Here is a 21,188-nt window from a genome sequence, read left to right as displayed (position 1 = left end):
GAAATATGTTTTCTAAAGTCTTGATAGCTAACCGTGGCGAAATCGCTGTGCGTATCATTCGTGCATGCCGCGAATTAGGGATCCAAACCGTAGCGATATATTCAGAGGCAGATGCCGAAGCACTTCATACACAGCTAGCAGATGAAGCAATCTGTATTGGTCCGGCAAAAGCGGTTGATTCATATCTGAATGTTCAAGAAGTACTGAGCGCTGCAATCGTAACAAAAGCTGAAGCAATTCATCCAGGCTTTGGATTTTTATCTGAAAATAGCCGGTTTGCCTCCATGTGTGAAGAGTGCAATATCACATTTATTGGTCCTAAAAGCGCAACAATTGATGCAATGGGGAATAAAATCAATGCGCGTCAATTGATGCAAGAAGCAAATGTCCCGGTCATCCCAGGAAGTACTGGTGTATTATCTACTGTAGAAGAAGCATTGGAAATAGCAGACAGAATCGGCTATCCAGTGATGCTGAAAGCAGCTGCAGGTGGTGGCGGGAAAGGCATTCGAAAAGTTCAATCAAAAGAAGAACTTCCACAGCATTTTTCTTCAGCTCAGCAAGAAGCAGCAGCGGCATTTGGAAATGATGATATGTATTTGGAAAAAATCATTTATCCTGCTCGCCATATAGAAGTTCAGATTTTAGGTGATCATTTTGGCAATGTTATTCATTTAGGTGAACGAGATTGTTCTTTGCAACGTAATAATCAAAAAGTACTGGAAGAATCTCCTTCTGTAGTGATTTCACAATCAAAAAGAGAAGCACTAGGAGACGCTGCTGTTCGAGCAGCTAAAGCAGTCAATTATGAAAATGCCGGAACGATCGAGTTTCTGATGGATGAAGAAGGCGAATTTTATTTCATGGAGATGAATACTCGAATCCAAGTGGAACATCCCGTAACAGAAATGGTCACAGGAATCGATTTAGTAAAAAAACAGGTGGAGATAGCAGCCGGTGAGCCTTTGAATGTACGTCAAGAAGAAGTAGTATTCCAAGGACACGCCATCGAGTGCCGAATCAATGCAGAAAATCCCGCTTTTCATTTTGCTCCTTCACCAGGGAAAATCCAAAACTTGCTACTTCCAGCAGGTGGGATGGGGTTGCGGGTAGACAGTGCAGTTTATCCAGGCTATACGATCCCGCCATATTATGATTCAATGATTGCAAAAATTATTGTCCATGGAAATACACGTTTTGAAGCCTTGATGAAGATGCAGCGAGCCTTAAGTGAATTTATCACAGAAGGGATCATTACGAACGCAGAATTTCAGATGGATTTGATTAGTCATCCAGCAGTAATAGCAGGTGATTACAGCACAGCATTTTTACAAGAAGAATTTTTACCGAATTGGACACCAGAAACGGAGATAGGAGGCGCATAGATGGCTCTGTTTAAGAAAAAGAAATATATTCGGATCAATCCTAATAGAGAGAGCAAACCTGCTAACTCGCCATCTGTTCCCGATAACATGTGGGCGAAGTGTCCAAATTGTAAACATATCCTTTATACGAAAGACATCGGTGAAGAAAAAGTATGCCCCCATTGCGGATACGCTTTTCGAATCGGTGCATGGCAGCGTCTAGCTTTGATCATTGATGAAAAAAGTTTTGAAGAATGGGATACGGATCTTGTAACCGAAGATCCGCTAGCATTTCCTGAATATACGGAAAAAATAAAAAAAATGCAAGACAAAACGGGGCTTCATGAAGCAGTCCTCACTGGTAAAGCAACCATTCAGGGAATTCCCTTCATTATTGGAGTGATGGACCCCAATTTTATCATGGGAAGCATGGGCACGATTGTTGGAGAAAAAATCACTAGGTTATTCGAACGAGCAACAAAGGAAAAACTTCCAGTCGTTTTGTTCACGGCTTCTGGAGGCGCTCGGATGCAAGAAGGCATCTTTTCTCTGATGCAGATGGCGAAAATCTCTGCTGCTGTCAAACGACACAGTAATGAAGGTCTTTTTTATCTAACTGTTTTGACAGACCCGACGACCGGAGGAGTAACTGCCAGTTTTGCAATGGAAGGTGATATCATTTTAGCAGAACCCCAAAGCTTGATTGGTTTTGCTGGAAGACGTGTCATTGAACAGACGATCAAGCAGGAACTTCCAGAAGATTTCCAAAAGGCCGAATTCTTATTGTCTCATGGTTTCGTCGATCAGATTGTTCCCCGCATGGAATTGAAGCAGAAAATCCATACGCTTCTTGAATTGCATACACAGAAAGGATGGATAGATCGTGGATAAAACAGCACATGATGTCGTTCAGTTAGCAAGAGCTAAAGAACGATGGACTAGCTTGGACTTTTTTGAAGAGATCTTCGATTCTTTCGAGGAATGCCATGGTGACCGTTTATTTGCAGATGACGAAGCGATTGTTGGTGGCATCGCTCGATTAGATGGCAAACCAGTAACAGTGATAGGTATTCAAAAAGGAAGGGATCTGCAGGAAAATATCCGCAGAAATTTTGGTTCTCCTCATCCTGAAGGCTATCGCAAAGCTTTACGACTGATGAAGCAAGCGGAAAAGTTCAATAGACCGGTGATTACATTGATCAATACAGCAGGTGCCTATTGCGGTATAGGAGCAGAAGAGCGTGGCGAGGGAGAAGCAATTGCCAAAAATCTGCTCGAAATGTCTGATTTAAAAGTACCAATCATCGCCGTCATCATTGGTGAAGGTGGAAGTGGCGGTGCCCTTGCTCTAGGTTTAGCGGATGAAGTCTGGATGTTAGAAGAAACGATCTATGCTGTGCTTTCCCCAGAAGGATTTGCTTCGATTTTGTGGAAAGACGGCAGTCGCGCTGCAGAAGCAGCCGAGTTGATGAAAATTACTGCACCAGAACTACGTGAGCTAGGGATCGTGGATCGAGTGATTCCTGAAACGTTCAACGGCGAGCAGTTGCCACGGCAAAAAGTCGCTCACATCATGAAAAAAGCGTTGATTGAAAAATTAACGGAACTTGTTCGATTCGACCACCATGAACTATTGGAAAAACGATACAAGAGGTTCCGACAATATTAGATGTTTAACAACTAAGCAAAGAGTAAAGAATGATTCTTGCTCGCTTAGTTGTTTTTTGTTTCTAAATTTTTCTGTGATCAATCTTTATTTTGGGTCATTTTGTAAAGAAATGCTTTTTCTGAAAGAGGGACGAGTATAGAGGTAGTTTTTTTTGCTGATATGCAGTATAATACGGGGTTGAGGAGTACTTTATGTGCTCCTTCATTTTTTGCAGATGAGGAGACAACATGTTTTCAAATTACAAACCAACATGGATGGTAGAAGCCATCTATCAGATTACACCTGCCCAATTAAAGAATCTAGGCATCAAAGCAGTATTGACAGATTTAGACAATACGTTGATTGCATGGAATAATCCAGATGGAACAGAAGAGTTGCTTACTTGGATTTTAGAAATGAAAAATGCAGGAATTCCTGTTGTTGTTGTTTCAAACAATAATTCAAAACGTGTCGCGCGAGCGATTGAAAAATTTGATCTTTTGTATGTTGCACGAGCAATGAAACCTTTAGCAAGAGGGATCAACATAGCAAAGAAACAATTGGATTTAGCAGATGATGAGATAGTAATGGTAGGCGATCAAATCATGACTGATATACGTGGAGCCAATCGTGCAGGGATACGTAGCATCCTTGTAAAACCCATTATCGCAACAGATAGTTGGAAGACACAATTTAATCGTTTTTGGGAAAAAAGAATTATGGCCTATCTATTAGCAAAATACCCTGATATGGGCTGGCGAGGTGGAATCGAATGACAGAAGAATTACAATGTATCGGCTGTGGTGCCGTTATACAAACAAGCAAACCCGGTGAATTAGGATACACGCCGCAAACGGCTTTGGAAAAAGGGTTAGCTTCCGGCGAAGTCTATTGTCAGCGTTGTTTCAGATTACGCCATTATAATGAGATCCAAGATGTCTCATTGACGGATGACGACTTTTTACGCTTACTGAATGAATTAGGGCAAAAAGATGCATTGATTGTCAATGTGGTGGATATTTTTGACTTCAATGGTTCGCTGATTCCAGGACTACACCGTTTTGTCGGCGATAATCCAGTACTTTTAGTGGGAAACAAAGTGGATATATTACCGAAATCATTGAAAAAACCTAAATTAACACAATGGATGAAGGAACGTGCTCACGAAGCAGGGATTCGTCCAGTAGATGTATTACTAACTAGTGCTAAGAAATCACATGAGATGACGGAACTATTAGAAAAAATTGAAGAATACCGCGATGGACGGGATGTTTATATCGTCGGAGTAACAAATGTAGGGAAATCAACGCTTATCAATCAAATCATCAAAAATACAGCGGGAGTACAAGATGTGATCACAACCTCACAGTTTCCCGGAACGACCTTGGATAAAATCGAGATTCCTTTAGATGATGGACATTTTTTGATTGATACACCGGGGATCATCCATCGTCATCAAATGGCGCATTACTTAGGTAAAAAAGATTTGCGGATCATTGCCCCGTTAAAAGAAATCAAACCTAAAGTTTATCAGCTGAATGAAGGGCAAACACTTTTCTTGGGTGGACTTGCAAGATTTGATTTTATCAGCGGCAATCGTGCTTCATTTATTGCTTATGTGTCAAATGATGTAAATATTCATCGAACGAAACTGGAAAAAGCAGACGAATTTTATCAAAAACATGTAGGTGGATTATTACAGCCTCCTCGTCCTGATGAAGTCGAGGCATTTCCGGAGCTTGTTCGTTTTGAGTTTTCTGTGAAAGAAAAAACAGACATCGTTTTTGCCGGTCTAGGCTGGATCACTGTAACAGCGCCAGCAGTAATTGCGGGCTGGGCGCCAAAGGGTGTAGATGTATTGAAACGCAAAGCATTGATTTAAGGAAGAAGGAAAATTATGAGTTTAAGAGGAAAACAAAAGCGTTTTTTACGTAGCAAAGCGCATCATCTTCAGCCGATTTTTCAAATCGGTAAAGGTGGAATTAATTCAGCAATGATCGTCCAAATTGAAGAAGCTTTAGAAAAAAGAGAACTGATCAAAGTATCTCTACTTCAAAATACAGATGAGGTTGCAGAAGAAGCAGCTCAAGTATTAGAAAAAGAAATCGACTGTGAAATCGTCCAAATCATTGGACGAGTGATCGTATTATACAAACCTTCTACAAAAGAAAAGTATCAAAAGTTATCAAATGAAGTAAAAGCAATATAAGGAGTGACCATGATGAATACGCAAGCTAAGACATTTGTTCGTTCACAACTATTTCCTAAAGAAATGCCTCAATTCTTAGAGAAGAAAAAGCAAGTAGGGATCCTAGGCGGAACGTTCAATCCCGTTCACCTTGCTCATTTAGTGATGGCTGAACAAGCTGGCCGGAATTTAGGTCTTGACCGCGTATTTTTAATGCCTTCTTATCAGCCGCCTCATGTTGATGAGAAACAGACGATTGATGCAAAACATCGACTCAACATGTTGGAATTAGCGGTGGAAGACAACCCTTTTTTGCAGATTGAAACGATCGAATTAGCTCGTGGTGGGAAAAGCTACACCTATGATACGATGAAGGAATTGACACAAAACAATCCGGATACAGATTATTACTTTATTATCGGCGGGGATATGGTAGAATATTTGCCAAAATGGTATAAAATTGATGAGTTGACTTCGATGGTCAATTTTGTGGGCATACGTCGACCAGGTTACACAACAGATACGCCATATCCTGTGATTTGGGTAGATGTACCTGAAATCGACATCAGTTCCACAAAAATACGTCAAAAGATCAAAGAAGGCTGTTCTATCCGCTATCTTGTTCCAGATAAAGTAATTGATTATATCCAAAATGAAGGGTTGTATGAAGATGGACTATAGTAATGAATATACTGCTTATTCTAGAGAAAACCTGATGCAAAAAATACAGATGAGAATGAGCGAACAACGTTTCAAGCATGTGCTTGGAGTAGAAGAAACAGCTGTTGCTCTTGCCAAAAAATACGGTGCTTCTCCTGAAAAAGCTAGTATCGCTGCATTGACACACGATTATGCGAAAGAACGACCAGATGAGGAGTTCAAAATGGTGATCGTAAGAGACGGTTTTGATCCAGAATTATTGAATTATAATAATGCTATCTGGCATGGGCTTGTTGGTGCTTCATTTGTAGAACGGGAATTAGGAATCACTGATTCAGAGATTCTTCACGCGATACGAGTGCATACGACTGGCGCTGCTAAAATGAGTCTCCTGGACAAAATCATTTATGTAGCAGATTATATTGAACCAGGTCGGGATTTTCCTGGGGTGCAAGATGCACGGACAATTGCATGGGTTGATCTAGATGAAGCAGTAGCATTTGAAACAAAACATACGCTATCCCATCTACTTGCACAAGAACAACAGATTTATCCAAAAACAATCGAAACATATAATTACTGGGTAGCAAAAAAATAAGCCATTCAATATTAGGAGGAAATCATCATAGATAGTAAAGAACAATTAAAAATTGCGGTTAAAGCAGCAGATTCAAAACGGGCAGAAGACATTATCGCTTTAGACGTTCGAAATGTTTCCTTGTTAGCAGATTATTTCATGATCTGTTCAGCAAATAGTGAACGTCAAATCAACGCAATTACAGAAGAAATCATTGATAAAGAAGAAGAAAACAAATATGAAGTAAAACGTATTGAAGGAAAAGAAGGCGGAAAATGGGTATTGATCGACCTTGGAGATTTGATCGTACATGTTTTCCATGCGCCAGAACGATGCTTCTATAATTTGGAAAAACTATGGTCAGATGCGCCGTTAGTCGATCTTAATGAATGGTTGGATTAACATGGCTTATGAAACATTTGCTTTCATTTACGATGAAGTGATGGACGAAACGCTTTACCAGCAGTGGTTAGCTTTTTCGAAACGTCATTTGCAAGAAGACACAAAAAATATTTTGGAACTGGCGTGCGGTACTGGAGCATTAGCGGTTGCCTTTGCAAAAGATGGATATGAAGTGACAGGGTTAGACCTTTCAGAAGAGATGTTGATGATCGCAAGCCAGAGAGCATATGAAGAAGACGTATCGATCCAATTTGTAGAAGGCAATATGCTCGATTTATCAGAAATCGGTCAATATCAAGCAATTACTTGTTTTTCTGATTCGTTGTGCTACATGAAAAATAGACAAGAGGTACAGCAAGTTTTTGATGAAGTCTATCAAGCGTTAGAAGAAAATGGCCGTTTTTTATTTGACGTGCACTCCACCTATCAAGTAGACGAGGTTTTTCCAGAATATAGCTATCATTATCAAGGGGATAATTTTGCTTTTTTGTGGGATAGCTATCCAGGAAGTGAGAAACACAGCATCGAACATTTTCTGACTTTTTTCGTTGAGGAACCAGAAGGATCTGGGCAATTTATCCGTGAAGATGAACTACATGAAGAGCGTACCTATCCATTGGAAAGCTATTTAAGAATGCTGGAAAACAGTGGGTTTTCGAAAGTCGAAGCATTTTCTGATTTTACAGACGAAGCAGCATCAGAGAAATCAAAGCGCTGGTTCTTCGTAGCATACAAAGACTAGCAATTTTGCCTGCTTGAGTTAACAAGAAAAGAATAAATCGTCAACATAAATTATATATCCGAACGATATAGGCATTGCTCTTGCGGTGCAGCTTCTCGTCGCAGAAGTATTGTGTTTGCGAGAATAGTTTATATAGTTCGGGTATTTTTTCTGATTTTTGACTTTTCCTTACTTGTCTCTAGTGTTTTTTTATCGATAAACTATGAAGGAGGGCGGACATGAAAAGCTGCGGGATTATCGTAGAGTACAATCCATTTCACAATGGACATCGCTATCATGCTGAAATGGCACGAAAAACAACAGGAGCAGAGGTCGTCATTGCTGTAATGAGCGGGAACTTTTTGCAACGAGGCGAACCAGCTATCATCGATAAATGGCATCGTGCGAATGAAGCTTTGCAAAATGGTGTGGATTTAGTAGTAGAGCTTCCTGTCGAATGGGCGGTTCAGTCAGCTGATTATTTCGCCAAAGGTGCAGTGAAAATCTTGCAAGCATTGGACTGTGACAGTTTGTGTTTTGGAACAGAAGAAGAAACCTCGTTTGACTATGGTAGTTTCGGCCGATTTGTTCAACAGAATCAAGATAAGATAGAAGAGTCTTTTCACGAGCTGTCTGATCAAACGTATAGTTATCCGCAAAAAATGACTGCAGTTTTTCGCAGTCTGTATCCCGATATTGCGCTTGATTTTTCTTCACCCAATCATATTTTAGGATTAAGTTATGCAAAAGAAAATGCCAAGTATATCCACCCTATGGAGTTACATCCGATCCAGCGTAAAAGTGCAGGCTATCATGAAAAAACAATTACAGATCAAACAATAGCCAGTGCAACAGCCATTCGCCATGCGTTAGAAAAAGGAAAAAGGATCGCTGGACTTGTGCCATTTCAGACAGAAGAAGATCTTTCCACTTGTTCGTTACAGACTTGGGAATCCTATTGGCCGTATTTGCGTTATCGGTTGTTATCTTCTACTTTGATGGAATTGACAGATATCTATCAGATGACCGAAGGAATAGAAACTCGTATGAAGACAGCAGCAGCAACAGCTAACGATTTTGCAGATTTTGTGTCAAAAGTAAAAACAAAGAGATATACATGGACGCGGATCCAACGATTATCTTGTTATGTCTTGTTGAATATCAAAAAGCAAGAGATTCCTATCCAACAAAATAAAAACTATCTTCGACTACTTGGATTTACCGATGCTGGAAGAAGCTTCTTAAAAGAAAAAAAAGAGATTTCTATTTATTCCCGAATCGGAAAAAAAGAGGCACAAGAAGCGGAACTGTTAGTTAGAAGTGATCAAATCTATCAATTGGGAGGCAATATTCCAGAACAGAATTTCGGACAAATCCCAATCCAAGTATAGACCTTTGACTGAAAATGAGAAGAATGAAGGAAGAAAGAAAAAAAGCTTCACAGAATCGTGATTCACAAGTATAATGGAACAGGACGTTTTTGCGTTATGAAACTATCAAATCAGAAAGCGAAGTGAAAATATGGGACGTAAATGGGCAAATATCGTAGCAAAGAAAACTGCTAAAGATGCTAATAATAGCCGGATTTATGCAAAATTTGGGATTGAAATCTACGCAGCAGCAAAATCAGGTGATCCTGATCCGCATGCAAACCAAAAACTACGTTTCGTCATTGATCGCGCTAAAACTTATAATGTACCAAAACATATTATTGACCGAGCAATCGAAAAAGCAAAAGGTGCAGGAGATGAAACATACTCTGAATTACGTTATGAAGGATTTGGACCAAGCGGCTCAATGGTGATCGTTGATACATTGACAAACAATGTGAATCGAACAGCAGCAGACGTACGAGCAGCATTTGGGAAAAATGGCGGGAACATGGGTGTTTCTGGAGCGGTTTCTTATATGTTTGACAATACAGCAATCTTTGCATTTGCAGGAGAAGACGCTGATGAGATCCTTGAATATCTAATGGAAAAAGACATCGACGTTCGTGACGTAATGGAAGAAGATGGACAAATCATCGTTTACGGTGAAGTAGCGGATTTCCATAGTATCCAAGAAGCATTAAAAGAAAAAGGAATCACTGATTTTTCAATTGCTGAGATCCAAATGATTCCTCAAACCGAAGTTACATTATCTTCAGAAGACCAAGAAACATTTGAAAAAATGATTGATGCGCTAGAAGATCTAGAAGATGTACAGCATGTGTTCCATAATGTGGCATTAGAAGACTAAGCAATCAGTTTTAACGAAAAGTATTCAGTTTTTTTCAAAAAGCAGGACAATCTCACTAACAGATTGTCTTGTTTTTTTGTGTGATTTATTTTCTATTCTAATTCAACCTGTGGTATGATGAGAGCATAAGTATCATATGAAATGATATGAAGTATGTGGAAGATGGACGGGGAAGAATATGGAAGCAAAAATCACTTTAGAACCTTTTGAACGTATCTTAAGCGGTTACCGCAAAGTAGAAGAGTTAGCAGTGAACGTAACTGATTGTTCAAAATTAGCGCAAAAATACGCAAGATTCGGCGTTGAAGGCTATCGATTAGGAAACTATGTCGGTACAGGGTATCTGAACCGTTATTTAGAGTGTATGGTGGACCGCGCACCAATGCTGATTTATAGACAAAAATATTTGATTCCGCTGCTTTTTCGTCGTTCTGATTCAGCCTTTCGGTTATTTGAAGAAGAGTATCGGATGGAGGCTTTCTTTCTACTATTGGAGTGGAGCTTAAAGCATCATCCTGAAAAAATTCTCATCGAAAGAAATGAGAAGATAGATACGAAAAAAAATAAAGTGGTCGATAGTGCATACCTAGCATTTCGTGTATCAGAAATTTTGGATTGTGGGGGTTATCCAATCAGCAATTTCCAATCAATCGATCAGTTCATTGAATGGAACCGAATTTACCGATTGATCGATAATGGCGGTATTGGACGTCATAGCAAGGTATTTGACCCAGAATATCCAGAAAACATGGAAGAACTAAAAATGATTATTTCGCTTGTCAAATTAAAATATCCTGAAACAGATTTGGATTTATATATAGAATAAATGACCTTAAATGATGAAATTACTTTTTCTGCAATTATTGCTGTAACTAAAAAGACAACTGCTAACATTGACGATAGCAGTTGTCTTTTTAGTTACAATACTTTTTTCTCATAAGATGAAATATCCATATTGTTTAACAAAGGACTTTCATTATTGGAGGTAAAAAGTGTCAATTCATGCATCGCACGTGTACACATGGTGTAAAGGATCAATTTGTCTTGCTGAGAAGAAAAATGATCTGCATCTACATCCCACAAGAAAACTCGGTCAAACTCCAGACCTTTTGCTAAAAAGGCTGGAAGTAAAATAATGGAACGCTTCATAAAATCACTCTCATTTAAAATCAGCTGGACTTGTTGTTTCAACTCGTCTGGCAGTTGAGCATAAAGAGTCTCGCATTCTTCTTGGGTTTTAGCAATGATTGCTGTACGCCAATACCGGGCTTTTCCCTGAGTCGTTCGAATGGTATCTGCTAACCAATTCAGTTTGACATCATCAGTTGTTCCTTGGATGAGCAAAGGCAAATCGCCTTTTCTTGCTGTAGTCTCTACTTGATGTTCTTTTGCAATAAAGTGATTAGCAAAATCAGTGATTTCTTTTGTGGAGCGATAGCTTGTCGTTAATTGGAAACGGGTAACTTCACGGTCCACGAAAAGTTCTTCCAATGATCCCACAATCGTTTCATTTCCAAAGACATTTTGATTTAGATCTCCACAGAAAGTCAAATTTGCTTTTGGGAACAAGGCTTGCAACAATGCCACTTGTGATGGTGCGAAATCCTGCATTTCATCAATAAAGATATAGCGAGCTTTGTGTGTGACCGTCACCGGATACGTTCGGCGCATTAGTAAAAAGAATAGGACAGCATCCTCTTGGGGCAACTCTCTTTGACGCAAATGTGTACGAATAGTTGCTAAATGTTCTTGCCATCTGGTCTCGCTGATTTTATGTCGTGTCAGAAGAGAAAGTGGCACAGTTTGTAAAAAGTGGAGATATTGTTTCGTTATATTGACAAATTGATAATTCATGATTCCTCGATGAATTCGACGGAATCGTTTACGTACGATTTGGTTAGCCAGTTTTTTACGTAAGGAACGCTCCTTTTGTTCTGTATATTCAAGATTAGGATCTGTTGCGTATAGTTCTTGGAGCTGCTCTTCCGCGAGATCTTTGACCCATTGCTGACGTGTTTCATCTTTTTGCAGACCGCCTAATTTTTTCAGTAGTTTCGTTTGTAACAGAGAGAGTCTGTGGTGCAAGGGAAGTTGTTCATTTGTTTCTTTATACCATTGGCGAATCGATTCCCTCGATAGGATCGTACGACCATTTATTTTCATATCACGGAACAAGGGACCGTAGCTTGTGATGCTTTGGATATAGCGATCAATCTGATCCACTAAGGTCAATCCGCTTTTCATCACTTGTATCGGATCTTTTTCGCCTAGCAAAAAACCACTTTCCTGTTGCTGTTCGTCTAATAAAGAAAACTCTGGCAACAGCTGTGAAATATAATTTTTGAATGTTTGTGTAGGCACACCGCTTTCACCTAATGAAGGCAATACAGTCGAGATATAATCAGAAAACAAATGGTTTGGTGAAAATAGAAGCACGTTTTCTGCCTCTAGCCATTTGCGATTATGATACAACAGAAAAGCAATACGTTGAAGCAGAGCAGACGTTTTTCCGCTTCCGGCGATTCCTTCAATCAGCATCACTTTACTTGTTGTGTCCCGAATGATTGCATTTTGTGCTTTTTGTATCGTAGAGACGATATTTTTCATATGGTTGCTTGATGCTTCGTCCAATATCTCTAGCAAAAAGTCATCGTTGATTACTTCCGACGTATCTACCATAGATAAAATACGTCCTTCTTGGATTTTAAATTGTCGTTTCAACTGCAGATCGACATCTATTCTATCTGTTTCAGTTTCATAAAATGCGGGACCAATCTCACCTTCATAATAAAGGTTGGCAATTGGTGCGCGCCAGTCAATAACAATTGTTTCTTCTGCTAGATCTCTTAAAGAAGCGATACCTAGATACAATGTTTCTGTTTCACGGTCTTCTTTAAAATCGATACGGGCAAAGTAAGGACTGTCTTTCATAACAGACAACGTTTGTAGGCGTTTTTGCTGCGCCTCAAGAGTATGATATTTTAAAAGCAATTCTTGCTCATGTTGACGATATTCAACAGCAGATTCATAAAAAGCTTCATTGGAACCAGCTCGAATCTTGTGATTAGCTGTGTCTTTTGTCGAATGATTCATTTCTTGAGTCAATTCTCGTTGTTTTGTATCCAGCATATTTTGTTCGATCTGGATTAGTTCGATCGTTTCATCCACGTGCGTTTGTTCTAGTTGTTTCTCATTCATCACATGTTTGCTCCTTCCGCCGTAAATAACGAATTAAAAGTATAGCACAGTTTTTCGAAAAAAGGTACTTTTTAACGGATGAATCGAAAAAAGTCCTCTTTGCTCGATAGATTCGTTTGTCGGACTGGCGACTATTGGAAACGCTGATAGTGATAGTTGTTTTCAATTAAGGCCTATTGTTTTAAAAAGTGTTAAGCAAGTACTATGCTTAAGAGAAAGAGAGGCAATTGAAGATGACTAACCTCTAAGTCACAAAAAAGAGGAGAAGAAACTATGACACATTTAAAAAAATTTTTACTTACTTTATTTATTGGCGGAGTAGCTTTGTTAAGTGAATTTGTTTTCCATCAGCCGGGACTTGCTTTTATGATTGTTGCATTTACTGGAGGGATTCTCGCCTTCGTGATGTTTTTGGAAATGATCAAAACATTGCGTTCAGGAAGATATGGTGTAGATATATTAGCGATTACCGCAATCCTTGCAACATTAGCCGTCAAAGAATATTGGGCTAGTTTGATGATATTGATCATGCTTACAGGCGGAGATAGTCTAGAAGATTACGCGAATAAACGAGCAGGTAAAGAATTGCAATCTTTATTAGACAACACCCCAAGAATCGCCCATCGATTCAAAGAAGGAAGATGGCAGGATATAGTAATTGATGAAATAAATGTGGATGATCAGCTGCTAGTCAAGCCTGGCGAGCTTGTACCAGTTGATGGTCGAGTGATCAAAGGAGAATCATCAGTCGATGAATCTTCTTTGACAGGAGAGTCTCGTCCAGAAACAAAGAAACCTGGAGATCAGATCATGTCTGGGTCTTTAAATGGAGACGGATCAATCCAAATGATTGCTGAAAAACGCGCTGCAGATAGCCAATATCAAATGATCATTAAATTAGTCGAAGAATCAAAAGAAAAACCTGCCCGATTCGTCCGTTTAGCTGATCGTTATGCGGTTCCCTTTACATTGATCGCATATTTGATTGGCGGTATTTCTTGGTGGTTCTCAAAAGATCCTTTGCGTTTTGCAGAAGTATTGGTCGTAGCATCGCCTTGTCCATTGATTTTAGCTGCGCCGATCGCTTTAGTTGCTGGGATGAGCCGTTCAAGTAAAAACGGGATTGTTGTTAAAACTGGAACAACGATTGAAAAGCTCGCACGTACAAAAACGATTGCTTTTGATAAAACAGGAACGCTTACCAAAGGAATATTAGAAGTAGAGGCGATTCAACCAGTCAATGGAATGAAAAAAGAAGAGCTACTTATGTATGCAGCAAGTGCAGAACAGGAATCTAGCCATATCTTAGCTCGTTCGTTAGTGAACAACGTGAAAAACAGCCAACTGTATCCTGTTAGTCAACTGAAAGAAGTGACAGGTCAAGGAATCCAAGCAGTAGTCAATAATCATGACGTAAAGATTGGACGCGCTTCTTTTGTTTCAGTGGAAGAAATCGAGACTTCTGAAACAGCAATCTATGTAGCCATTGATCAATCCTTTGCAGGAACCATCCTATTTTCGGATCAGATTCGCTCAGAAGCAGCAAGGACAATCAAAGAGCTAAGAAATCTTGGTGTGAAAAATTTGATGATGATTACCGGAGATGGATCAGCCATTGCTCAAGCGATTGCAGAGGAAGTCAAATTAGATTCTGTACATGCTCATTGCTTGCCTCAAGATAAACTGACCATTTTAGAACGTATCCCTAAAGATCAACGACCTGTGGCGATGATAGGAGACGGTGTGAATGACGCACCAGCACTTGCTGCTGCAGATATCGGCATTGCAATGGGCGCTCATGGTTCTACAGTTGCTAGTGAAAGTGCAGATGCGGTCATCTTGAAAGATGATCTTTTGCGTGTAGCAAAAGCAGTAGTGATCTCAAAAGATACGATGAGAATAGCGAAACAATCTGTACTGATTGGCATCTTTATTTGTATTTTTTTGATGTTAATAGCAAGTACGGGTCTGGTTCCTGCGTTATTCGGGGCTGTTTTGCAAGAAGTCGTGGATACGGTCTCTATCCTGAGTGCGCTGAGAGCAAAAAAAGACCCAGCCATTTTTCCGGATTCAGTACCCAAGACAAACATAGTATGATAGAATCGAGATGAAAAAAGAACGATCAGAAAGAGGAGAGAACATTATGCCATTCGTACATGTCGAATTAGTAGAAGGTCGCAGTCCGGAACAATTAGAAAATATGATGAAAGATATCACGGAAGCTGTTCATAAAAACACGCAAGCACCAAAAGAACACATCCATGTTATCATCAACGAGATGAAAAAAGGAACATACGGTGTAAATGGGGAATGGAAAAAATAAGTTTGGTTTCACACTTGATTTTTCTATTTATTAGTGGTTAAATAAACACATAATTGATTGATGAGAAAGCCAACTGAATTTGAGAGTCTTCGATAAGAGAGGAAAAGCTAGGCTGAAACTTTTCCAGGAGAAAACCAAAGGATGACCACTTTCGAAACCCTTGTTGAAGCAAGGGCGGTCGGACCGTTACAACGTTTGAGGAACGCATGTGCGTTTGAACATTAGGTGGAACCACGAACTTTTCGTCCTAGTATCTCTTTTCAAGAGATGCTAGGATTTTTTGTTTTTCAGCTTGATGATCTGATCAATCAAAACATTTCAAGGAGGAAACTATTATGATAAAAATTACTTTTCCAGATGGTGCAGTCAAAGAATTTGAGGCTGGTACAACAACATTGGCAATCGCTGAAAGTATTTCAAAAAGCTTAGCAAAAAAAGCTTTAGCTGGTAAAGTGAACGGCAAACTTATTGATTTGACTCGTCCAATCGAGGAAGATGCAAGTATTGAGATCGTCACACCAGACCATGAAGATGCACTTGGATTAGTCCGACATTCAGCAGCTCATTTGATGGCTCAAGCAATGCGCCGCCTCTATCCAAATATCCACTTTGGTGTTGGGCCAGCTATTGATTCAGGGTTTTACTATGATACAGACAATGGACAAAATCAAGTAACTGCAGAAGATCTTCCCGCAATCGAAGCAGAGATGATGAAAATCGTCAAAGAAAATCTGCCAATCGAACGCCGTGTTCTTTCGAAACAAGAAGCATTAGAAATTTTTGCAAGTGACCCATACAAAGTAGAACTGATTAGTGAATTGCCAGAAGAAGAAGTGATTACTGCCTATCAACAAGGTGAATTCATCGATTTGTGCCGTGGCCCACATGTTCCGTCTACTGGTCGTATACAAGTATTCAAATTATTATCAGTGGCAGGTGCTTACTGGCGTGGAAACTCAAACAATCAAATGATGCAACGAGTTTACGGAACAGCCTTTTTTGATAAAAAAGCTTTGAAAGAATATATCCGTCTGCGTGAAGAAGCAAAAGAAAGAGATCATCGTAAACTAGGGAAAGAACTTGACTTGTTTATGGTTTCTCCAGAAGTTGGTTCTGGTTTGCCATTCTGGCTTCCAAAAGGGGCAACAATCCGACGCACGATCGAACGTTATATCGTAGACAAAGAAGTTAGTCTAGGTTACCAACATGTGTATACACCGATCATGGGAGATGTTGAGTTGTACAAAACATCTGGACACTGGGATCATTATCAAGAAGACATGTTCCCGCCAATGGATATGGGAGATGGCGAAATGCTTGTTCTTCGTCCAATGAACTGCCCTCATCACATGATGGTCTACAAAAACGCCATCCATTCTTACCGTGAATTACCAATTCGTATCGCTGAATTAGGAATGATGCACCGTTATGAAAAATCAGGTGCTTTGTCAGGTTTACAACGTGTACGAGAAATGACGTTGAACGATGGTCATACATTTGTTCGTCCTGACCAAATCAAAGATGAATTTAAGCGTACGCTTGAATTGATGGTCGCGGTATATGCTGACTTCAATATTACAGATTATCGTTTCCGCTTAAGCTACCGCGATCCAAACAATACAGACAAATATTTTGATGATGATGCAATGTGGGAAAAAGCCCAAGCAATGCTGAAAGCTGCTATGGATGAATTAGAGCTAGATTACTTTGAAGCAGAAGGGGAAGCAGCCTTTTACGGACCAAAATTAGATGTCCAAGTCAAAACAGCACTTGGGACAGAAGAAACATTGTCAACTATACAATTAGACTTCTTATTGCCGGAACGCTTTGATTTGACATATGTTGGAGAAGATGGAGAAAATACGCATCGTCCAGTAGTTATCCACCGCGGAATCGTTTCTACCATGGAACGTTTTGTCGCCTATTTGACAGAAGTATACAAAGGTGCTTTTCCAACATGGCTAGCACCAATACAAGCGACAATCATCCCTGTTTCTGTTGATGCACATGGCGATTATGCTTATGAAATCAAAGAACGCTTGCAAATGAAAGGGTTACGTGTAGAAGTCGATGACCGCAATGAAAAAATGGGCTATAAGATTCGTGCCTCTCAAACACAAAAAATTCCTTACCAATTAGTTGTCGGTGACAAAGAATTGGAAGACGCAACAGTGAATGTACGTCGTTACGGAAGCAAAGAAACAGCTGTAGAAGATTTGAATATCTTTATTGATGCTATGGAAGCAGAAGTCAAAAATTACAGCAGAGAAAACAAATAGATAAGCTGCCTATAAAAAAGCACTAAATAAAAAACAATTCAAACAATAGAGAACAGATATTCCACAATCCCACAGATGGACAATAGAATTTGTGGGATTGATGGAATGAGCTATCCTATTGTTCGGATTGTTTTTTTGTTTTTTTATCCAGTACACGACCGTTAACAGGGAACTGATATGGTATACTTACATAGACGATTATTAAAAGGATGGAGGAACTTATGAGCGTAATTAGTCGTATTGAAAGTATGATGGAAGATTATTCTTCAGCAGAAAAAAAGTTGGCCAACTACATTATTGGAAATATTGAGAAGGTTCCCACAATGACAGCCAATGAATTAGCGGAGGCTTCAGGTTTGAGTGCGCCGACAGTTGTACGTTTTTCAAAAAAAATCGGGTTTCAAAGTTTGACGGACTTCAAAATCACGATTTCAACAGAATTACAGACTGGAATCGATGAAGGATTTAGCGATATCGAAGCAAATGAGTCCTTTTACTCTATCAAAAACAAACTTGGGAACAATGCGCAAGTAGCGATAAAAGAAACAGTAGATATTCTGGAAGAAGAAACGATCCAAAAAGTCGTAGAATGTTTGGAAACGGCTGAGTCTGTTTTTTTATATGGTGTGGGTGCCTCTTCTTTAGTGGTAGAAGACATTCTGCAAAAATGGTCTCGTGTCGGTAAGCCCATCATTTTTGAAAAAGATATCCATGTCTTGCTCCCACAACTTGTCAGCAATGAGAAGAAGAAAGTACTTTGGCTTGTTTCGAACTCAGGGAGAAGCGCAGATGTAGTTGCATTAGCTGAGCTAGCAAAAAATATGAATATCGAGATCATTGCGTTGACGCAATTTGGAAATAACCCACTTAGCAAGATAGCCGATGTACTCGTACAAACATCAAGACCAAAAGAAATCACCAATCGAAGTGCGGCAACCAATTCACTTTTGGCCCAATTCGCTACGATTGATATCATTTTTTATTTTTATATGGCTAAAAACGAATCACTTAGTGAAAAAGTGAAAAAAACAAGAGAAGCAATTCAAGACTATTTTATGGATTCAAAATAAAAAAACTAAATTTACCTTACTATTTTTGATATAAGTTTTTTTAGAATAACAACTTATAGTTTTCCACAAAGAAATGTTCTATTAAAGTGTTTCACGACTTTAGAAAGCATAATTTTCAAAAATAAGTTTAGTTTTTAATGAAAAAATAGTTGGATATGCAACTTCAGAGGTTTGCTGTGAAACAAAAAGTTGATTTTATCTTGAAATTAGGTAAAGAATTTCTTGCTCCGCTCATTTTTTCTTTTTTATTAAGAAGTTTTTGGGTACAATGAAGCATGAATGTAAATAGGCGGAAGGATAGGAAATGATGAAAGATTTTATGAAAAAAATAGTAAATACTTCTTGGATAGAAAAAATAAGAAAAGGGGCACAAGAGCCTAAAAACAAAACGTTTCGCCGGTCGCATGTTCCTTTTCGCTTAAATTTTCTTTTTTTCATTATATTTACGTTATTTGTTGCGTTGATTGCTCGATTGGGCTATTTGCAGATCGTGAATGGTGAAGAGATGGAAGCGCGAGTGAAATCTACTTCTACGATTACAGTCCAAGAAAGTACCCCTCGTGGAATGATCTACGATTCCACAGGAAAAGCGTTAGTCACAAATAAAGCGAATCAGGCAATCACCTATACGAGGGGCACACAAGTGACGGCTAAAGACCTACTTGAAATCGCAACGAAGCTGAACTCGCTGATTGATGTGCCGGCAGATGAAAATCTGACAGATAGAGATAAAAAAGATTTTTGGCTGGCTGATCCGGAACATTTGAAGGAAGTCACAAAAAGACTTTCGGCAAAAGAAAAGCAATTAGGAAACAGCGAACAATACAGCGCGATGGTCAATAAAGTAACAGATGATGAGATCAACTTAAACGAGGAACAATTAAAGATCGCTACCATCTTTAAACGGATGAACAGTGCATATGAATTAAACACGGTCTATATCAAGAACTCTGGTGTTACTGACCAAGAATTAGCTGTTGTGGCGGAACGTGCTTCTGAGCTTCCAGGAGTTTCGACAGGCACAGACTGGACACGCGAATATAACGCAGCAGATTCACTGAAAAGTATTTTAGGTAGTGTGACGACTGAAAAACAAGGACTTCCGGCAGATGATGCAGAGAAGTATTTAGCAAAAGGTTATTCTCGAAATGATCGTGTGGGACAAAGTTATTTGGAAAAACAATATGAAGATGTCCTACAAGGAACTAAAACCCAATATGAAGTTTCTCTTGATAATGAAGGCAATGTTTCGAATCAAAAAGAAATCTTCTCTGGGGAAAAAGGTTCTAATTTAATGTTATCGATGAATGCAGAATTCCAATCAAAAGTAGAAGAAATCTTAAAAAGAAATTATCAAACATTGATCAATAATGGTAAAGCACAGTACTCGCCTGGTGCTTATGCAGTAGCCATGAATCCTCAGACAGGAGAAGTGTTAGCCATGACTGGTTTCAGTCATGAGCAAGGTTCCAAGGAAATCACCGAGAATGCTTTGGGTACGATCACTAGCGCCTTTGCTCCAGGGTCTGTAGTCAAGGCTGGTACTTTGACAGCAGGTTGGGCAAGTAACGCGATCAGCGGGAATCAAGTGTTGATTGATGAACCGATTCGTCTACAAGGTGCTTCAGAAAAAAGCTCTGTCTTTAACCGAAACGGACAAGTTGCTCTTGATGCAGTCAAAGCATTGGAATTGTCTTCCAATACGTATATGATCAAAGTGGCATTAAAGATGCTAGGACTAGACTATACTCCTGGAATGGGACTACCTAGTTTAGACGAAGAAGCTAAAGCTTATCAACAATTGAGAGACTCTTTCAAAGAATTTGGTCTTGGTACAACGACTGGGATTGATTTGCCGAATGAATCTCCTGGGATTTCACGCTCTGTTGAGTATATGAAGAAGTTCAATGCGGATAATGGCAAAGAATGGTATACTCCTGGTAACTTTACCGATTTGGCATTTGGACAGTTTGACACATATACACCGATCCAATTAGCTCAATATGCTTCAACAGTCGCTAATGGCGGGAAACGAGTACAGCCTCACCTAGTCAAAGCAATCTATGGCAATGACGAAAATGGGAATTTAGGTGAAGTGAAAAAAGAAATTGGCACGACAGTAGAAAATACGGTCAATATATCTGCAGAAAATATGGCAATCCTCCGTGAAGGATTCCATCAGGTTGTTCATGGTACCGACCCTTACACAACAGCTAAACCATTAGCCAGTGCGAAAATGGACCTTTCTGCAAAAACAGGGACTGCAGAAACGGTTGCGGAAGGTCACCCAGATATTACGACAGTCAATAGTAATATCGTGGCATACGGACCAACAGACAATCCGGAAATCGCAATCAGTGTGGTCTTGCCGAACTTATTAGATGAACAAGACCACATGAACTTGACGATTGCTAAAGAAATAATGGACGCGTATTATGATATGTTCATGGCAAAATAAAAAAGAGGTCGTGAAAAAGCCACTTAGTTTCGAGTATGAAGAAAAATTTTGTGAAAATA

General features: G+C 39.4%; 19 protein-coding genes. 18 read left to right on the top strand and 1 reads right to left on the bottom strand.

Annotated features, from left to right (window positions below):
• The first annotated feature begins 5 nt into the window (after positions 1-5).
• The 13 genes from AB3I27_RS07730 (at position 6) to AB3I27_RS07670 (ending at position 10,627) form a co-directional block, all read left to right on the top strand.
• Entirely contained in the window at positions 6-1,385 is a 1,380-nt protein-coding gene (locus AB3I27_RS07730) for an acetyl-CoA carboxylase biotin carboxylase subunit (RefSeq protein ID WP_002314179.1), read from the top strand.
• Positions 1,386-2,255, top strand: coding sequence for an acetyl-CoA carboxylase, carboxyltransferase subunit beta (gene accD, locus AB3I27_RS07725; RefSeq protein ID WP_002310370.1), 870 nt, complete (start codon positions 1,386-1,388; stop codon positions 2,253-2,255).
• Entirely contained in the window at positions 2,248-3,033 is a 786-nt protein-coding gene (locus AB3I27_RS07720; RefSeq protein WP_002314178.1) for an acetyl-CoA carboxylase carboxyl transferase subunit alpha, read from the top strand. The genes accD and AB3I27_RS07720 overlap by 8 nt, the downstream gene beginning before the upstream one ends.
• 227 nt (positions 3,034-3,260) lie before the next feature.
• Positions 3,261-3,788 carry a YqeG family HAD IIIA-type phosphatase gene (locus AB3I27_RS07715; protein ID WP_002310373.1) on the top strand — a complete coding sequence of 176 codons (528 nt, stop codon included), beginning with the start codon at positions 3,261-3,263 and terminating at the stop codon, positions 3,786-3,788.
• Entirely contained in the window at positions 3,785-4,894 is a 1,110-nt protein-coding gene (gene yqeH / locus AB3I27_RS07710; RefSeq protein ID WP_002310374.1) for a ribosome biogenesis GTPase YqeH, read from the top strand. The genes AB3I27_RS07715 and yqeH overlap by 4 nt, the downstream gene beginning before the upstream one ends.
• A gap of 15 nt (positions 4,895-4,909) precedes the next feature.
• Positions 4,910-5,221 carry a ribosome assembly RNA-binding protein YhbY gene (yhbY, locus tag AB3I27_RS07705; protein WP_002310375.1) on the top strand — a complete coding sequence of 104 codons (312 nt, stop codon included), beginning with the start codon at positions 4,910-4,912 and terminating at the stop codon, positions 5,219-5,221.
• A gap of 9 nt (positions 5,222-5,230) precedes the next feature.
• Complete coding sequence (locus tag AB3I27_RS07700; protein ID WP_002334656.1) at positions 5,231-5,881, top strand: nicotinate-nucleotide adenylyltransferase; 651 nt, start codon at positions 5,231-5,233, stop codon at positions 5,879-5,881.
• Entirely contained in the window at positions 5,865-6,458 is a 594-nt protein-coding gene (gene yqeK / locus AB3I27_RS07695) for a bis(5'-nucleosyl)-tetraphosphatase (symmetrical) YqeK (protein ID WP_002314176.1), read from the top strand. The genes AB3I27_RS07700 and yqeK overlap by 17 nt, the downstream gene beginning before the upstream one ends.
• A 24-nt stretch (positions 6,459-6,482) precedes the next feature.
• Entirely contained in the window at positions 6,483-6,839 is a 357-nt protein-coding gene (gene rsfS, locus AB3I27_RS07690; RefSeq protein WP_222897093.1) for a ribosome silencing factor, read from the top strand.
• Between the two features lies 1 nt (position 6,840).
• The gene (locus AB3I27_RS07685; RefSeq protein ID WP_138315194.1) at positions 6,841-7,581 is read left to right on the top strand and encodes a class I SAM-dependent methyltransferase; all 741 of its coding nucleotides are present in this window, start codon (positions 6,841-6,843) and stop codon (positions 7,579-7,581) included.
• A gap of 218 nt (positions 7,582-7,799) precedes the next feature.
• Positions 7,800-8,951 carry a nucleotidyltransferase gene (locus AB3I27_RS07680; RefSeq protein WP_222896841.1) on the top strand — a complete coding sequence of 384 codons (1,152 nt, stop codon included), beginning with the start codon at positions 7,800-7,802 and terminating at the stop codon, positions 8,949-8,951.
• Between the two features lie 130 nt (positions 8,952-9,081).
• Positions 9,082-9,801 carry a YebC/PmpR family DNA-binding transcriptional regulator gene (locus AB3I27_RS07675; RefSeq protein ID WP_002290860.1) on the top strand — a complete coding sequence of 240 codons (720 nt, stop codon included), beginning with the start codon at positions 9,082-9,084 and terminating at the stop codon, positions 9,799-9,801.
• 178 nt (positions 9,802-9,979) lie between these two features.
• On the top strand, positions 9,980-10,627 hold the full coding sequence (locus tag AB3I27_RS07670) for a hypothetical protein (RefSeq protein ID WP_002290861.1): 648 nt from the start codon (positions 9,980-9,982) through the stop codon (positions 10,625-10,627).
• 92 nt (positions 10,628-10,719) lie between these two features.
• Here AB3I27_RS07670 and helD read toward each other — a convergent pair whose 3' ends face one another.
• On the bottom strand, positions 10,720-12,999 hold the full coding sequence (gene helD, locus AB3I27_RS07665) for an RNA polymerase recycling motor HelD (RefSeq protein ID WP_002316971.1): 2,280 nt from the start codon (positions 12,997-12,999) through the stop codon (positions 10,720-10,722).
• 273 nt (positions 13,000-13,272) lie between these two features.
• Here helD and AB3I27_RS07660 point away from each other — a divergent pair, with 273 nt between their 5' ends.
• The 5 genes from AB3I27_RS07660 to AB3I27_RS07640 all read left to right on the top strand — a co-directional run bounded on the left by AB3I27_RS07660 (position 13,273) and on the right by AB3I27_RS07640 (position 21,129).
• Positions 13,273-15,096 carry a heavy metal translocating P-type ATPase gene (locus tag AB3I27_RS07660; protein WP_104771552.1) on the top strand — a complete coding sequence of 608 codons (1,824 nt, stop codon included), beginning with the start codon at positions 13,273-13,275 and terminating at the stop codon, positions 15,094-15,096.
• 46 nt (positions 15,097-15,142) lie between these two features.
• A complete protein-coding gene (locus AB3I27_RS07655; protein WP_002287649.1) occupies positions 15,143-15,322 on the top strand; it encodes a 2-hydroxymuconate tautomerase in 180 nt (59 codons plus the stop codon).
• A gap of 335 nt (positions 15,323-15,657) precedes the next feature.
• Positions 15,658-17,601, top strand: coding sequence for a threonine--tRNA ligase (gene thrS / locus AB3I27_RS07650; protein WP_002290867.1), 1,944 nt, complete (start codon positions 15,658-15,660; stop codon positions 17,599-17,601).
• Between the two features lie 221 nt (positions 17,602-17,822).
• Positions 17,823-18,671, top strand: coding sequence for a MurR/RpiR family transcriptional regulator (locus tag AB3I27_RS07645; RefSeq protein WP_002310387.1), 849 nt, complete (start codon positions 17,823-17,825; stop codon positions 18,669-18,671).
• A 304-nt stretch (positions 18,672-18,975) separates the two neighbouring features.
• Positions 18,976-21,129: a peptidoglycan D,D-transpeptidase FtsI family protein gene (locus AB3I27_RS07640; RefSeq protein ID WP_368022964.1), complete on the top strand. Its 2,154-nt coding sequence runs from the start codon at positions 18,976-18,978 to the stop codon at positions 21,127-21,129.
• Positions 21,130-21,188: the final 59 nt, after the last annotated feature.

Origin of the sequence: Enterococcus sp. C46, from assembly GCF_040887565.1 — a bacterium.
Lineage (GTDB): Bacteria > Bacillota > Bacilli > Lactobacillales > Enterococcaceae > Enterococcus_B > Enterococcus_B lactis.
The sequence above is the reverse complement of the archived record's forward strand: the minus strand, read 5'-3'. Positions and strand labels throughout refer to the sequence as shown.

What these genes read in the sequence shown, in the direction of transcription:
- yqeK (WP_002314176.1), top strand. Translation starts at nt 5,865, where the DNA reads ATGAAGATGGACTATAGTAATGAATATACTGCTTATTCTAGAGAAAAC.
- AB3I27_RS07660 (WP_104771552.1), top strand. Translation starts at nt 13,273, where the DNA reads ATGACACATTTAAAAAAATTTTTACTTACTTTATTTATTGGCGGAGTA.
- AB3I27_RS07700 (WP_002334656.1), top strand. Translation starts at nt 5,231, where the DNA reads ATGATGAATACGCAAGCTAAGACATTTGTTCGTTCACAACTATTTCCT.
- AB3I27_RS07730 (WP_002314179.1), top strand. Translation starts at nt 6, where the DNA reads ATGTTTTCTAAAGTCTTGATAGCTAACCGTGGCGAAATCGCTGTGCGT.
- AB3I27_RS07685 (WP_138315194.1), top strand. Translation starts at nt 6,841, where the DNA reads ATGGCTTATGAAACATTTGCTTTCATTTACGATGAAGTGATGGACGAA.
- AB3I27_RS07675 (WP_002290860.1), top strand. Translation starts at nt 9,082, where the DNA reads ATGGGACGTAAATGGGCAAATATCGTAGCAAAGAAAACTGCTAAAGAT.
- AB3I27_RS07640 (WP_368022964.1), top strand. Translation starts at nt 18,976, where the DNA reads ATGATGAAAGATTTTATGAAAAAAATAGTAAATACTTCTTGGATAGAA.
- AB3I27_RS07715 (WP_002310373.1), top strand. Translation starts at nt 3,261, where the DNA reads ATGTTTTCAAATTACAAACCAACATGGATGGTAGAAGCCATCTATCAG.
- AB3I27_RS07670 (WP_002290861.1), top strand. Translation starts at nt 9,980, where the DNA reads ATGGAAGCAAAAATCACTTTAGAACCTTTTGAACGTATCTTAAGCGGT.
- yhbY (WP_002310375.1), top strand. Translation starts at nt 4,910, where the DNA reads ATGAGTTTAAGAGGAAAACAAAAGCGTTTTTTACGTAGCAAAGCGCAT.
- yqeH (WP_002310374.1), top strand. Translation starts at nt 3,785, where the DNA reads ATGACAGAAGAATTACAATGTATCGGCTGTGGTGCCGTTATACAAACA.
- AB3I27_RS07645 (WP_002310387.1), top strand. Translation starts at nt 17,823, where the DNA reads ATGAGCGTAATTAGTCGTATTGAAAGTATGATGGAAGATTATTCTTCA.
- thrS (WP_002290867.1), top strand. Translation starts at nt 15,658, where the DNA reads ATGATAAAAATTACTTTTCCAGATGGTGCAGTCAAAGAATTTGAGGCT.
- AB3I27_RS07680 (WP_222896841.1), top strand. Translation starts at nt 7,800, where the DNA reads ATGAAAAGCTGCGGGATTATCGTAGAGTACAATCCATTTCACAATGGA.
- accD (WP_002310370.1), top strand. Translation starts at nt 1,386, where the DNA reads ATGGCTCTGTTTAAGAAAAAGAAATATATTCGGATCAATCCTAATAGA.
- AB3I27_RS07655 (WP_002287649.1), top strand. Translation starts at nt 15,143, where the DNA reads ATGCCATTCGTACATGTCGAATTAGTAGAAGGTCGCAGTCCGGAACAA.
- helD (WP_002316971.1), bottom strand. Translation starts at nt 12,999, where the DNA reads ATGAATGAGAAACAACTAGAACAAACGCACGTGGATGAAACGATCGAA.